The 15258-nt window shown below is 44.2% G+C and carries 14 protein-coding genes and 2 tRNA genes; 5 read left to right on the top strand and 11 right to left on the bottom strand.

Annotation, left to right across the window (positions count from 1 at the left end; all coding sequences use genetic code 11):
• Positions 1–34: 34 nt before the first annotated feature.
• From D0T66_RS05480 to D0T66_RS05465, 4 genes are all read right to left on the bottom strand, one after another.
• Positions 35–877, bottom strand: a complete 843-nt coding sequence (locus tag D0T66_RS05480; RefSeq protein WP_163356234.1) for a DUF1080 domain-containing protein — start codon at positions 875–877, stop codon at positions 35–37.
• Between the two features lie 39 nt (positions 878–916).
• Positions 917–2398, bottom strand: a complete 1482-nt coding sequence (locus D0T66_RS05475) for a Gfo/Idh/MocA family protein (RefSeq protein WP_185154819.1) — start codon at positions 2396–2398, stop codon at positions 917–919.
• A gap of 126 nt (positions 2399–2524) precedes the next feature.
• A complete protein-coding gene (locus tag D0T66_RS05470; RefSeq protein WP_163356233.1) occupies positions 2525–4198 on the bottom strand; it encodes a Gfo/Idh/MocA family protein in 1674 nt (557 codons plus the stop codon).
• Between the two features lie 21 nt (positions 4199–4219).
• Positions 4220–4711, bottom strand: a complete 492-nt coding sequence (locus D0T66_RS05465) for a DoxX family protein (RefSeq protein ID WP_163356232.1) — start codon at positions 4709–4711, stop codon at positions 4220–4222.
• A gap of 300 nt (positions 4712–5011) precedes the next feature.
• Here D0T66_RS05465 and D0T66_RS05460 point away from each other — a divergent pair, with 300 nt between their 5' ends.
• Complete coding sequence (locus D0T66_RS05460) at positions 5012–5476, top strand: hypothetical protein (protein WP_163356231.1); 465 nt, start codon at positions 5012–5014, stop codon at positions 5474–5476.
• Positions 5477–5532: 56 nt separating this feature from the next.
• Here the strand turns inward: D0T66_RS05460 and D0T66_RS05455 are convergent.
• From D0T66_RS05455 to glpE, 6 genes are all read right to left on the bottom strand, one after another.
• Positions 5533–5616, bottom strand: a tRNA-Leu gene (locus D0T66_RS05455).
• 40 nt (positions 5617–5656) lie between these two features.
• Positions 5657–5729: transfer RNA gene (locus tag D0T66_RS05450), tRNA-Gly, on the bottom strand.
• A 194-nt stretch (positions 5730–5923) separates the two neighbouring features.
• Positions 5924–6481: a hypothetical protein gene (locus D0T66_RS05445; protein ID WP_163356230.1), complete on the bottom strand. Its 558-nt coding sequence runs from the start codon at positions 6479–6481 to the stop codon at positions 5924–5926.
• Entirely contained in the window at positions 6466–7491 is a 1026-nt protein-coding gene (locus D0T66_RS05440) for a 2-oxoacid:ferredoxin oxidoreductase subunit beta (protein ID WP_370520765.1), read from the bottom strand. The genes D0T66_RS05445 and D0T66_RS05440 overlap by 16 nt, the downstream gene beginning before the upstream one ends.
• A gap of 13 nt (positions 7492–7504) precedes the next feature.
• On the bottom strand, positions 7505–9352 hold the full coding sequence (locus D0T66_RS05435; RefSeq protein ID WP_163356228.1) for a 2-oxoacid:acceptor oxidoreductase subunit alpha: 1848 nt from the start codon (positions 9350–9352) through the stop codon (positions 7505–7507).
• Positions 9353–9471: 119 nt separating this feature from the next.
• Entirely contained in the window at positions 9472–9774 is a 303-nt protein-coding gene (glpE, locus tag D0T66_RS05430) for a thiosulfate sulfurtransferase GlpE (protein WP_163356227.1), read from the bottom strand.
• Positions 9775–10144: 370 nt separating this feature from the next.
• Here glpE and D0T66_RS05425 point away from each other — a divergent pair, with 370 nt between their 5' ends.
• Genes D0T66_RS05425 through D0T66_RS05410 form a run of 4 tightly spaced genes read left to right on the top strand, consistent with a single transcriptional unit; the run spans position 10145 to position 14785 of the window.
• Positions 10145–11605 carry an aminoacyl-histidine dipeptidase gene (locus D0T66_RS05425; protein WP_163356226.1) on the top strand — a complete coding sequence of 487 codons (1461 nt, stop codon included), beginning with the start codon at positions 10145–10147 and terminating at the stop codon, positions 11603–11605.
• Positions 11606–11636: 31 nt separating this feature from the next.
• On the top strand, positions 11637–12371 hold the full coding sequence (locus tag D0T66_RS05420) for a DsbA family oxidoreductase (protein WP_163356225.1): 735 nt from the start codon (positions 11637–11639) through the stop codon (positions 12369–12371).
• 10 nt (positions 12372–12381) lie between these two features.
• Positions 12382–13773 carry a choice-of-anchor Q domain-containing protein gene (locus tag D0T66_RS05415; RefSeq protein WP_370520762.1) on the top strand — a complete coding sequence of 464 codons (1392 nt, stop codon included), beginning with the start codon at positions 12382–12384 and terminating at the stop codon, positions 13771–13773.
• Positions 13766–14785 (top strand): endonuclease/exonuclease/phosphatase family protein, encoded by a 1020-nt coding sequence (locus D0T66_RS05410; RefSeq protein WP_255489722.1) that lies wholly within the window; start codon positions 13766–13768, stop codon positions 14783–14785. Before D0T66_RS05415 ends, D0T66_RS05410 begins: the two co-directional genes overlap by 8 nt.
• A gap of 5 nt (positions 14786–14790) precedes the next feature.
• On the opposite strand, the gene D0T66_RS05405 is transcribed toward D0T66_RS05410, so the two are convergent.
• Positions 14791–15258, bottom strand: coding sequence for a MarR family transcriptional regulator (locus tag D0T66_RS05405; protein ID WP_163356224.1), 468 nt, complete (start codon positions 15256–15258; stop codon positions 14791–14793).

Here is a 15258-nt window from a genome sequence, read left to right as displayed (position 1 = left end):
TCCTATGGACTTTCATCATATAGGTAAAAAAATATTAGTCAAGTACTTTCACGCGGATATTGCGGAACCAAACATCATCACCATGATCTTGCAAACCGATATATCCTTCGCGGTTAGGACCACCACAATTATTCAACAATTCGAATGCCAATGGCCATTTCTCCTGGCTGAATTTACTTGCCTGGAGCATATCTGTCCATTGTTGAGTCCACAAGTGGTATTCAACAACATTCTCATCGTTCTGACCGTGGATAACTGTTCCTTTATAAACCATGACCTTAGCTTTATTCCACTCTCCATATGGTTTGGAGTTTTGTGGTTTAGCCGGGATCATATCATACAAAGACATCGACTGGCGATTGTTATCCTTACCCAGCTTAGCATCAGGATGGTTTTCGTTATCCAAAACCTGCGCTTCAGGTGCCGAGATATAAATAGGCTCTAATCGCTTAGTACCATCTTCTTGCTCAGACCAATATTCCTGTGCAAGATAGAAGATACCAGAGTTACTACCTTTGGCAACTTTCCATTCCAATTCAAGCTCGAAGTTTTTGAATTTATGAGCGAAGATAATATCTCCACCATCACCGTCCTGAGCTTCTCCGCCACCGGAACCGTTGAATTTAATACAGCCATCTTCGATAGTCCATTTTCCCGGAACTTTGTCTTTTCCGTATCCACGCCATCCGTTAAACGTTTTTCCGTCGAAGATAGTAATATAGCCATCCTTATCTATCGGTAGCTTTAACGAATCTGTTTCAGCGCCTCCTGCTGTTGCAGAATATGCTAAACTAACATCCGTAGATTCTGTCGGTCCACAACTTACCATAAATGATAACATTAGAAAACAACTGACTCCATAAATGATTTTTTTCATTTCCTTACAAAAATTATATTTAATTAAACACACAAAACTTTATCTTGGCATATCTGGCAATTTCCAACCATCGCGATAAGTATGCTTGATCAGTTCCTGAGCAAATGCCTGAGCATTTACAGGGTCTGTCATTGTTTTATTAAACGATGGGTGGCCGTCTTTAATTGTAAAGCCGTCTTTAATAACTGTCTTGATAGTCGCATTCGGATCGATATTCGTGAAACGCATGTTTTCACCATCCCAATGTAACTCTTGGTTAAGTGCTTGTAAGCGGATTGCAAGAACCCCCATCACAACCATTTCGTTGAAAGGTCCTGCTTCGCTGAATGGAGAAGCTGTCTCAACGCGGTTAGATGAATCTTCTTTACATGCACGTACGAAATCCATTTCGTGAGAAGTTTTTACTTCGCGCAATACTTTTGGCGAGTTAGGTGTACGACCTGACAACAACCAAGGACGAACGCCGTAACATCCGCAGATCAATGTATCTTTTGTTCCGTGGAAGATAACACCTCCACCTTCGTCGTTGAGGTCTTTTCCCTGAGGGAATCCTTCCGGACGCATAGGTTTCAATCCACCATCGTACCAAGTAACTTCTACTTCAGGCATAGCCACTTTAGGCATATTGTCGCGGGCAGGGAATGTCAATTTCACCATTTGCGAAGTCGGAGCACAATCAGTCAGCAACAAACTCGAGCTTCCTTGCACTTTGGTAGGGTAGCCTAATTTAAGGCCTTTAAATACAGGGTGAAGGATATGGCATGCCATATCGCCAAGGGCTCCCGTACCGAAATCCCACCATCCGCGCCAGTTCCAAGGCGTATAGATAGGGTTGTAATCGCGATATTTAGCAGGCCCTAAGAACAGATCCCAATCCAACGTCTTAGCCGGTTTTACCTTTCCTTCAGGTACGTTCAATCCCTGAGGCCAGATAGGACGGTCGGTAAATGCTTCTACTTTAGTGATTTCGCCTATTTCTCCGTTCCAGATCCATTCGCATACTTTGCGAACACCTTCGCCCGAAGATCCTTGGTTACCCATTTGAGTAGCCACTTTATGTTTAGCTGCTAATTTGGTCAACAAACGAGACTCGTAAACCGAGTGTGTCAACGGTTTTTCGCAATATACGTGTTTGCCCAATGTCATAGCTTCGGCTGCAACAATAGCGTGCGTATGGTCGGCAGTAGCAACCATCACCGCATCGGCAGACTTAGCCAGTTTATCGAACATCTTTCTGTAATCGTAGAATTTTTCGGCTTTAGGGAAGTGGTTGAATACTCCTTTAGCACCGCTGCAATACTTCCAGTCTACATCGGCCAAACCGATGATATTCTGGCTATCCATTGCCTTGAGAACGCCAAATCCACGTCCACCTACTCCAACACCCAATATGTTCAATTTGTCACTGGGTGCAACAGAGCCAAAATTTTTACCCAACACTGTGCTCGGGACAATCGTCAATCCTGCAGCAGCAATTGCTCCTGTACGAAGAAATTTTCTTCTATCCATGTCTGATGCCATAATTTAAATTTTTAATAATGTAAAAAATCCGGTATTAATATTTAAAAGTTTTTTAGTTACAAGTTACTACGCCTCCGGGCAATCACAAGCTACAAGCGCTTGCGCCCCGGGCGGGTTTGGAAGTAATCACCCTCTGACAATTTCTTCCTTGTCCTTATCCCAATACATCGTGCGTCCTTCGAGGTAAGCACGTGTACCCATATGTGCCGAGATAGCTTCTTCGAAGGCTTCGTCTATACCGCAGGATACTTTCTTGTTGCGATCGCGGATAGCTTCGAGCCATTCGCGTACATGTAAGAACGTCGTATCGTAGCGTTTACCACCAAGATAAGAATATAAAAGTCCACGCTGAGCAAAATACAATTCGGTAGCAGAAGTCACTGCATCCACATTGTCTTTGCCCGGAACATAAGTATAGAAAGGAACGTTAGGCTTGATAATGCCTTGTTTTATTTTTTCTTTGTAACGTGTCGAACGCGGATCTATTTTCACAGTCAACGTATCGCCTACTTCCATAGATGCATCATGTCCCATGATTACCTTACCACGGCTGCGGTCGCTCGCAAGTGTGGCGCTGTAAAGCATGGTCATGTTTTTATCCGGGAATTCGAATGTTGTCTGCAAAACGTCCGGCACGGTACGTCCGTCTTTGAAGAAATAGACTCCACCCGAAGAGGTTGCCGAATGCGGAATACCGACTCCCATCAACTGATTGATGGCATCATATTCGTGCGTCAGCAAGTCTCCGCTCAATCCGGTACTATAATCCCACCAGCAACGCCAACGGAAGAAACGTTCGCGACTGAACTGGCTCCGGTCTTCCGGGCCTACATATTTCGCCAGATTATACTTGGTCATATAATCCATGTATTCTTTTATCCGCTCGGGATCTCCTTCGTATTGTTCCCAGTCGATAGTCTCGGGACTTGCATCCGGATGCAGGTCGTACACCCATGCCCCGTTCGGGTCGTTACGGTTGGTACAAACCTCCACCAAAGAGACAGGTCCAAGTAAGCCTTTATCGATAATTTCCTTTGCTTTGTGGTAACTTTCTATCTGACGTCCCTGATGCCCTAATTGGAAAACAATTCCGGTTTGTTTGATAACATCCCGTATCATATAGGTTTCAGGCACTGTCCACGAAAGTGGTTTTTCCAAATACACATGTTTGCCGGCTTTGGCTGCATCCATTGCCATAGTGCCGTGCCAATGGTCGGGTGTGGATATTATCACAGCATCGATTTCAGGATCGGCAAGCAATTCTTTGTAGTGGCGATAACGTTTAGGAGCAGGTCCCATTTTACCGCCGACACCTTCGCGATAAATATTCGCTCCGGCGGCAAGCCCGTTTTCGGCAAAAGTGTCAAAGATATCGCATACAGCTACCAATTGGATATTCAGGTCTTCCTGCTCTTTAAAGTCTTTATAGCGGGTATGGCGTTTATCTTTTTTAGCTGCATCAATCCACTTCTGCAAATGCTCAGGCGTCGCAAATCCGGCTGCACGCAACAGGTAATTTCCACGTCCACCAAATCCGATTGCTCCAATGCGGATTGTCTCTCCACCTTCTTTCAAAGGGGCTATTTTGGCTTTTTCTTTGCTGAGGCTGAATACATCGCTCACATCGCGACGTGTATTGGTATATTTTTGTTTTTTGTACACCCCATAGGCTACTGCCCCTAACACGGGCAATGTCGCCAATGTTTTCAGGGTGTCCCTTCTCCCTTGATTGGGTTGTTCGGTATTGTTGTTTTTATTTTCGTCTTTTCCTTCAGGAGTATTTTTTTCTTCCGATTTCATATGTGAATATATCTATGCTGGTTATGCAATGCTTTTTTTAGGTTTGAATATTAATCTGTCGACACCTATAATGTGTGAGGTAGGGAAACAAATAAGTACTATGACGGCAACCATTTCGATCAGGTTTTTATCTACCCACAAGTACGATCCTTCGTTAGGCATCATATAATCGGCTCCGATAAAAGGCGGATGCGAAAGGTAATACATGGCTAAGAAAACAATTGCTGCGATGGATGCGTAACGGGAGAAACAGCCAATGATAAGTGCCAGACCAATAATCGCCAGGCCATACATATTGGCATAATTAGTTACTGTTAACAAATCCGGATTCATCGCAATGGATTCGAATACACCTGACATAAAGCCTTTTGAATCCATCAGATAAGGATAAGCACTCCAACCCGGACTTAATATTTTCACAAGACCTTCGTATAAAAAATGCCATCCTATAAGTACGCGTAAGGCTACAAGCCAGAATGTTTGAGAGTTTGAATAAGATGTTTGTTTATTCATGGGTTAATACATATATAATAATAAAAGTTATTATTTGCTGTACGCTAACAGCGTTAATACAAAAATTAGATTTCTATATTACAAATCTCTATCCTTCCATTTATCACAAAAGGATAAACAAATACTACAAGGTTGGTTATTTCAGGGTTAACTTCGGTGTTATGGTAACAAAACAATACTGCTACAATAACGAGGGATAAAAGTAATAAAAATCTTAGGATATAGGAACTTTTATCTATATTTTTATGGAATTTTCATAAAAAACATATCTACGAGTAAAATTCTTTTTTATAAAACGACATGAAATACTTTTTCGCCCTATCTATTCTCGTATTTGCTTTTGTTTCGTGCAACCACCAAAGCAAAAATGAAGAGAGCACAAAACCAGCAAATTACCTCAACGAAACATGCTGGCACACCAGCCAGCTATTATGCTTGGATTTTGCAACAACAGAGTACACTTTAACAGCTATTCCTGTTTTGCCGGAAGGAAAATATCATTACGGGAATTTTGTCAACTTTGTGGATTCTGCCAATTTCATCAGCTATTACAGCGCCCCCTGCGGCAACGATTGCTTCAGAAGTGTATACGGAAAGTATAATTTCAGTAAGGAAGATGAAATAATCTTTTTAGTGGATTCTATCACATACCGGGGGGAGTGCCGCCGTCCGACCTTTCACCCGAGCAGCTGTATACCGAAGATTTTTTCTATCAGCCGGAATGATAGTATCATTTCTTTGAAGGCGAAAAAGCGTCCGTCTTAAAAACAAGAAATCCGTAAAATAAAAAAAGGATTCCAATCCTTTTGAAATCCTTTCAGTGCGCACGACGAGACTCGAACTCACACAGGCTTACGCCCACTACCCCCTCAAAGTAGCGTGTCTACCAATTCCACCACGTGCGCTTTTCTTTTCGAAAAAAAAATGTGACCGTTGTCACATTTGAGCGAAAGACGGGATTCGAACCCGCGACCCCGACCTTGGCAAGGTCGTGCTCTACCAACTGAGCTACTTTCGCGTTAGCGAATGCAAAGATAATGCGATTTTTCTTTTTTGCAAATTTTTATTCCGGTTTATTTTCATCATTTACAGAAATTGAATTTTATAGCTGAAAGAAAGGCAAATACAAAAAACGGTAAAAGCAAAAAATTGCTCTTACCGTTTTTATATAGTTCAGATAAACTGCTTATTTGCTACGATTCTGCATCCCACTCAATCTTCCCGGTAATCCTTTGGAATAACGACTACGGCAGTACCATTGTCGCGCACAACAATTTCCGTCGTACGGTTGCAGCCGCCATACAGATTGGCTACCACATAAAAATAGCTTGCGCCATAATTCACTTTCAGTATGCAAGGTGTATAACCTGTCTCGATTGTCATAAATTCCAGTTTCCCGTCGCGGACAACCTGCGAAGCGGCAGGATCGCGCCCTTTGAGATACGGGAAGCCATCGGGATCCGGATTTTTATACAAATAAAACTCCGCTACATCGGGATGTTCTTTCAGGAATTTATCGATGATACTGTTATCAATGACCGAACCGCGCTCTAAATCTAACTGGCGATCGACATAAGCGAACCGAAATTCATCGATTTCCTTTTCCGAGTTTAGCCGGTAAACGTTGTAAGTCATCTCGTCTACATTTGTCCCCTGCGGCATATAGAAGCAGAAAGTAAACGTTCCACCTCCGCAGGCCTGCGAATATGCTTCCGGGACAAAAAAAGAAAGCAACGCAAACAGCAATACGAATCTTATTTTACCTCCCATACATCTTTTGTCATCAGATAATTGGTCAATGTACGCACAGGATCTTTCGCCTGTATAGTTTTTATCTGCTTAGTCACCTCTTCGTCGTACACCAATGCCTCCACATCGCGGATAACCCCCAAAGCCAACGGCAAGCCATTATCTTCGGGCGACATCAGTCCGAGCTTCATGTGTAAAGCACTGTCTTGTGTATGCGCATCGTGCACCAAGACATCATCCAGCGTATAGCCATCCTGACCGATTGTCACGGCCTTGATATTCCAGCCATCGAGCACAAGACCTTTGGAATTGTCCTGTCCGAAAAGCATTTTCTCTCCATGTTTCAGGAGGATGGTATTTTCTATTTTCGAGGCCTTATCGGTCACGCTCTTGTGTACATTATTATTAAAGATGACACAATTCTGCAACACTTCCACCACCGATGTCCCTTTATGCTTGGCGGCAGCAACCAATACGTCGGTTGCGTTCGACAAGTCCACATCGATACAGCGGGCAAAGAATGTTCCCCGCGCACCCAGCGCCAGTTCGATCGGGCGGAACGGATCTTCTACTGTACCAAAAGGCGACGATTTAGTTTTCGAACCACGCTCACTCGTCGGCGAATATTGTCCTTTGGTCAGACCGTATATCTTGTTATTCATCAACAACACATTGATGTCGATATTCCGGCGCACCATGTGTATAAAGTGGTTACCACCGATGGCCAGACAGTCGCCGTCGCCCGTCGTAAGCCATACAGACAACTCGGGTTTAGCCGTTTTCACCCCGGTAGCTACTGCCGCCCCACGCCCATGAATGGTATGAAAGCCATAGGTATTCATATAATAAGGTAAACGGGACGAACAACCGATTCCCGAAATCACAGCCGTTTCGTGCGGTTCTATATTCAATTGCGCCATAGCTTTGTGCAAGCAGCTAAGCAAGGCATGATCGCCACAACCCGGACACCAGCGCACATATTGGTCGCTTTTATAATCTTTCGGTTGATATCTCAATGTTTCTGCATCTATCTTTGTCATTGTCTTAATCCTCCAATTGTTTTGTAAAAGCATCTATCAAATCGGCTACTTCGAACGGTTGCCCTTCCACCTTATTATATGGTATCAGTTTCAAGCCTTCGATTTTTCCCATCAGATAATCTGCCAATTGCCCGTTATTCTGCTCGGCAACAATCACTTTCTTATATTTTTTCAATACCTGCTCGGTATTCTTCGGTAACGGACTGATAAACCGCAAATGCGCATAAGCCACTTTTTTGCCTGCTTTGTTCATTTGTTCCACAGCATCACGCAAGTGTCCGTAAGTACCACCCCACCCCACAACAAGGAGCTCGGCGCTTTCGTCACCTATCACTTCCAATTCGGGGATATAATCGGCTACCTTATCAACTTTTGCCTGACGGATATCCGTCATCTTCTGGTGATTATCCGCATCGGTCGAAATAGCACCCGTTTCGTAGTCGCGCTCCAATCCTCCCGTGCGGTGCGTAAAGCCTTTTATACCGGCCTCGGCCCAATAGCGAGCCAATGTTTCCTCGTCGCGGATGGCAGCCCGCCAGTTGTCACCTTTATATTGTGTCACATCGTGCGGTACGATCGGCGGATATTTGCTCATATCAGGAATACGCCACGCAGACGAACCGTTTGCAATATAGCCATCCGTAAGCAGGATAACAGGCGTAATGTGTTCCATCGCAATTTTAGCAGCCCAATAAGCCATATCGAAACAATCGGTAGGACTGGATGCAGCTACCACCACAAGCGGGCTTTCGCCGTTCCGTCCATATAGCGCCTGACGAAGGTCGGTCTGTTCCGATTTGGTAGGCATACCTGTCGACGGGCCACTGCGTTGCACATCTACTACAACCAAAGGCAATTCGGCCATAACGGCCAATCCCAACGCCTCGCTTTTGAGGGCTAAGCCCGGACCCGATGTAGTAGTAACGCCCAACGAACCGGCAAAACTGGCTCCGATAGCGGTACAAATTCCGGCAATTTCGTCTTCTACCTGAATGGCTTTTACACCTAATTGTTTGAATTTCACCAGTTCGTGCAGAATATCTGTCGCCGGTGTAATCGGATATGAACCCAAAAACAAAGGCTTACCCGAATTTTCGGAAGCAGCTATCAATCCGTATGCTGCTGCGGTATTACCGTTCACGTCGATATAGAAACCTTTTTCGACATTCACTGTTTCCACACGGTAGGTCGGCACAGTCATATCGCGGTTTTGTCCGTAATTGAATCCATCCGCCAACACTTTCAGATTGGCTTCGGCAACCGTCGGATTCTTGGAGAATTTAGCCGACAGCATATTATTAGCCACATCCACCGGGCGGTTGAACAACCAGCAAACCAAGCCGAGCGCAAACATATTCTTGCATCGCATACGCGATTTCATATCCAGCTCGAAATCGGCGAGGCTATCGCGCGTCAATCCCGAGATAGGCACAGCGATGAGCGGTTGCGTAGTCAACCCTAACTCGAGAAAAGGATCGTCCGTCGTGAACAAGGCTTTTTCCAAGTCCTTTTTCTCAAATGAATCGGTATCTATTATAATGACCGAATCCTTTTTCAGATGCTTCGTATTCACTTTCAGGGCAGCAGGGTTCATGGCAACAAGCACATCAGTCTTATCGCCGGAATTGTATATTCCTTTACCGATATGCACCTGAAAGCCCGAAACGCCTGACAATGTCCCTTGTGGAGCACGTATTTCGGCCGGAAAATCAGGAAAAGTAGAAATCTCGTTCCCGAAAATCGCCGAAAGATTGGAGAAGATAGTCCCTGTCAACTGCATACCATCGCCGGAGTCGCCGGAGAAGCGTATTACAATATCGTTGACGTCTTTGATTTTAACATTATCTTGCATTTTTATTCTATATTGATAGGATATATTATTTAGTTATACTTTTTATTTTTCAATCAAAAAGAAGACAAATATATTAACTTTAGTTCAAATGAAAATCATTTTAACAAAATAAAGTCAGTTTACATATCATTTTTCCACAACTCATAGCCGCCAATCAGACTGTATATTTTTTCAAATCCCTCATTTACCAAGTATTGGGCAACCTGACGGCTACTGATTCCGTGGTAGCACATAACTATCAACGGTTTTGTTTTCGGTGTATCGCGAATAAAAGCCTTGATATTTTCATTAGTCAGATGATAGGATACAGGATCGTAATCTTCTTCGTAATCCTCTTTATCACGAATATCCAGCAGGAGAGCATCCCCGGTGGATAATATTTCTTTAGCCTGTTGTATATTTATACATTCAACTGTTACCATCTTGACAGGATTATAGAGATAACACAAGTGATTCGATTAATAGCCTCGGCATCATTGTTTTTCATGCTTATCTGGTAATTTGATGCGAACAAATATAAACAAAAAGTAAGAAAACAAAGCAGAAAATCCGTTAATTTAGGAGTGCAAAGTATCATTTTATTCATTCAATCAGATTATAGACAAGATTGTTTTATGATATATTTTATTTATGGAAGAAAAGATGTATGAAAATAAAATGTATATTTGTTTGGGCTATGCGTCTAAATATAAAAGAACGTCCGAAGTAGCAAGAGCAGAAACAAAACTTGTTTTGATTATGCCAGATTAATAATAAAGCATTGAACTAAATCAATAAATACACTATAATAACATGACTATAAAAGATTTAAAGCCAACAGCTGTTTGGAACTATTTTTACGAGATTTGCCAAATACCGCATCCGTCTAAGAAAGAAGAGAAAATCATCGCTTACCTGCTCGATTTTGCTAAAAAACACGGTTTAGAAACCAAGAAAGACGAGGCTGGCAATGTGTTGATAACAAAACCCGCAAGCAAAGGAATGGAAAACCGCCCTACGGTTATCCTGCAAGGACACGTGGATATGGTGTGCGAGAAAAATAACGATACGGTACACGATTTCGACAAAGATCCGATAGAAACTTATATCGACGGCGATTGGCTAAAAGCTAAGGGAACCACTTTAGGAGCCGACAACGGAATCGGCGTGGCTGCGGCTTTAGCCGTATTGGCTGCCGATGACATGGTGCATCCTAAGCTGGAATGCCTGTTCACCGTAGACGAGGAAACAGGTCTGACAGGGGCTTACGCATTGAATAATGACTTCCTGACAGGCGAAATCCTACTCAATTTAGATACCGAAGAAGTGGGTGAAATCTATATCGGTTGCGCCGGAGGAAAGGTGGCAACTATCACATTCACCTATAAACCCGAAGCGGCACCGAAAGATTATTTCTGGTTCAAAGCGCAGGTAAACGGACTAAGCGGAGGCCATTCCGGCTCGGAAATCCACAAAGGATTAGGCAATGCCAACAAAATACTCGACCGCTTCCTTTGGACGCTGAACAAGGAATATTCGCTGGTGTTGGCCGAGTTCAACGGTGGCAACCTGCACAATGCCATTCCGCGCGAAGCATATGCTATTGCAGGCGTACCATATAACAAGAAAGAAAGCGTTGCCGTGGCAGCCAACATTTTAGCGGCAGAGGTAGAAGCGGAATTGAAAGCGGTAGATCCGGGTGTGAAGCTGACGGTAGAATCAACTCAAGCGCCTGCTACCATTATAGACAACGAGACAAAGAACAATCTGCTGAATGCCTTATACGTAAGTCCGCACGGGGTGTACGGCATGAGCCACGACATTCCCGGCTTGGTGGAAACATCGTCGAATCTGGCATCGGTGAAGATGAAAGAAAATAATACAATCGAAGTCAAAACAAGCATCCGCAGTTCGACCGAATCGTTGAAAGCCGACTTGGGCAACGTAATCGAATCGGCATATACGCTGGCAAAAGCGAAAATGGAATTTTCGGGCGGTTATCCGGGTTGGAAGCCGAATCCAAGCTCTAAGATATTGAAGGTGGCACAGGAATCGTACAAAAAGCTATCGGGCGGCAAAGATGCCAAGATAATGGCTATCCATGCCGGATTGGAATGTGGATTATTCCTCGAGAAATACCCACATCTGGATATGATTTCGTTTGGCCCTACGATTACAGAAGCCCATTCTCCGGGCGAACGCGTGAATATACCATCGGTTGCCGAATGGTGGGATCTATTGGTAGATGTTCTGAAAAATATCCCTGCAAAATAACAAGTTAATAAATTATTGAAAGGAAGTTATCATGTCCGATAAAATGATCGTCGAAGTGTGGTCTGATATAGCATGCCCTTATTGCTATATTGGCAAAAAAAAGTTTGAAGCGGCGTTGGCACAATTCCCACACCGGGACAAAATCAAGCTGGTCTGGTACAGCTACGAACTGAATCCGGCTCTGCCTAAATCGGCAGGAAACCAATCATTCTACGAATACTTCGCTGAGGCACACGGCTATTCGGTCGAAGAGGCTAAAAGCGATGCCGCCAAGGTTGCCCAATTGGCTGCCGATGCCGGATTAAAATTCAACTTCGACAAATTGGTCGTAACCAATACTTCCGACGCCTTGAGGTTGATAAAGTTGGCGCAGGTGCACAGCAAAGAAAACGAAGTGGGAACGGCACTGTTCAAAGCCTACTTCACCGACGGCGAATGCGTAAGCGATCGGAAAGTGCTTGTTCGTATTGGTACGGAAGCAGGAATAAAAGAGGACGAAATAGTGAAAATGCTCGACAGCAAAAAATACCTGTCGGAGATAGAAAAGGATATGGATTACAGCGAAAACGGGCTGAACCTCGAATATATCCCGTTCTATCTGTTCAACAATAAATATGTGACACAGGGCGCAGTAGAGCCGGAAGAATACTTGCGAATACTGACCGAATCTTTTGCCGAATGGGAGAAATCGGGCGTAGCCAAAGGTGAGAAAGATGTAACCAAAGGCGGCAAGTCTTGTTCGTCCGATGGCGTTTGCAGTTTATAACTAATTCATAGTGAAAAGTATAAAATATATCCTATTCGTTCCGCTGTTATTTCTTTCGCTATTCTATGCATGTACCGAGAGCGATGATTTCTCGGGTGCGCCCGATCTCAAACTGACTTTCGGGAGGGATACGATCAGTTTCGATACCGTATTCACGACGGTGGGTTCGTCTACGCAGTATTTCAAGATATATAACAGGAATAATAAATCGCTGACTATCGAATCGATAGAAATCGTGAATCCGCAGCAAAGCGGCTTCCGCATGAATATCGACGGCGAGCCGGGTACGCGCATTACCAATGTGGATATTCTGAGAAAGGATAGCCTTTTTGGTTTCCTGCAAGTGACAGTCGATCCGTTGAATGCTAACAATCCTGTATTGATAAGGGATTCGATCCGCTTCGTGACCAACGGAAATGTGCAGTATGTTTACCTCGAAGCCATCGGGCGGGATGTGCATAAATGGAAAGGCAAAACCTTTTCGGCAGATACAACGCTGACTGCAACGAAACCTTATCTGGTCTACGATTCGATAAGGGTTGACAATGGCGCTACATTGACGATAAAGGAAGGAGTGGAATTGTATTTCCACGACAAAGCGTCTGTTCAGGTGTACGGAGAGTTAGATGCGCAAGGGCTTATCAGGCAACCCGTTATATTCCGCGGCGACCGGTTGGATTATTACAACGGAAACATCCCTTACGACCGTGTTTCGGGGCTTTGGCAGGGAATCGTATTCCATCCGCAGAGCTATAACAACCGTTTGGAGAATGTCATTGTGCGAAACACCGTAACAGGATTGAAATTTCTACCGTCCAACACCTCCAATAAAAAGGCTTCGTTGCGAAACGCCATCATACACAACGCTTCGGAAAACGTTCTGACGGCAACGGATTGCGATATAGACGCCGTCAACTGCCAGTTGACGAATGCGCGAATGGCGGTACTGGACTTAGACGGAGGAAAATATTCGTTTCTGCATTGTACCATAGCCAATTACTACCGCTTCTCGCCGCGTTTTGAGCAAGCTGTTGTTTTGAAGGATGAAACGGGGAGCATGCAACAATGCGATTTCATCAATTCCATTGTCTATGGTTCGCTTTCGAGCGAATTGGGAATAAATACCTCGCTGACTAATTATCAGTTTATTAATTGTCTGATAAAGAACAAAGAAGAACTATCGAACAGCCACTTCGTAAGCAATTACTGGAATCTCGACCCGAAATTTGTATTGACGGGAACAAATCAATATTACGAATGTGATTTCTCGTTGCAGGCATCGTCTGCCGCCAAAGACAAAGCCAATGCAGCTTATTCGGCTTCCGCTCCCAACGATTTGCGTGGCATATCGCGGTTGAGCGATTCGGCTCCCGATATAGGATGTTACGAATGGTATGAATAGGATTCTGCTATTGTCGCTATTATTTATTATCACTTTGAGTAGCTATGCTCAAGGTGATTTTCGCATCATGTTCTATAATGTGGAAAATCTGTTCGACACGAAAGATAATCCGAATACCAACGATGACGCCTTTCTGCCCGAAGGTACGCAACGCTGGTCGAATTATCGTTATTGGGAGAAGCTGAAAGCGGTGAGCAATGTTATCGACAGCGTTGGCAATGGTTACCCTCCGGCGTTGGTCGGCATGTGCGAAGTAGAGAACGATTCCGTCCTGTTCGATTTGTGTAAGCGTTCGCCGCTAAGAAAGCACAAATACGAGTACCTGATAAGCCAATCGAAGGACAACAGAGGCATAAATGTCGCCCTACTCTACCAACGCGACGAGATGAAGGTATTATCGACCAAAGAATACACACCCGTTTTTGACGATAGCACCAAGCACACACGTAATATATTGCACGTCACGGGATTGATTGTCAACCGCGACACGCTCGATGTTTTTGTCTGCCATTTCCCATCGCGCAACGAAGGAATAAAACGCACACAGCCTTACCGGATAATCGCCGCCAAACTGCTTCGGAAACAGGTCGACAAGGTATTGGCGAAGCGGAGAAATCCGAATGTGATTATCATGGGAGATTTCAACGATTACCCCGACGACGTAAGCATGCAACATATATTGGAAGCGCAAAGCCTACACAAGAAAAAGGAGACCAACAATTTGTACAATCTATTCCTGCACAGGATTGACGATAAAAATCAAGGCTCATACCGCTACAGGGGTAAATGGCAATATGTCGACCAGTTTGTTGTCAGCGGCAATCTGTTGAAAGGGAGAAGTAAAACGCAGGTAAAAGACTTTTCGGCACATATCTACAAGGCTGATTTCCTGCTCGAAGAAGATGTAAAATATGGCGGCGCGAAGCCTTTCCGCACCTATTCGGGGTACAAGTATTTAGGCGGGACGAGCGACCATCTGCCTATCTATATGGATTTGATTATAAAAGAGTAAGGCGATTATTTTTCCAGCGCCTCCTGAATATTGCCGAATATAACGTGCATCAATTGGCGCATCTGCACAAAATCATCATCCGACACATCTTTCAATGCCCAATCTACTACGTCGAATACGGCATTATTCGCCTGCTCGCGTATCGACTGGCTTTTTTCGGTCGTATAAATCAGGTTGGAGCGCCTGTCGGTCGGCGAAGGTTTGCGAACCACATAGTCCTGCCGCTCGAGGTTGTCGATAAGACGCGTCATACTCGGTTTATCCTTGAATGTAGCATCACACAACTGCTGCTGCGACAAGCCGTCTTCCCGCCAAAGAAATGCCAGAACCGTCCACTGTTCGGGGGTTATATCCAGTCCGTTTTTGCGAAAATTGCGGCTCATAAGCCGGTTGATAGCCATCGAAACTTTTCCGCTGATAACGGGAAAAATAAACTCAAGCTCTTTATGTATAAGCGTTTCGTCCCTCTGCAT

This window comes from Dysgonomonas sp. 25, assembly GCF_010501075.1.
GTDB lineage: Bacteria > Bacteroidota > Bacteroidia > Bacteroidales > Dysgonomonadaceae > Dysgonomonas.
Note: the sequence above shows the minus strand (reverse complement) of the source record. Positions and strands in the feature narration are given on the sequence as shown.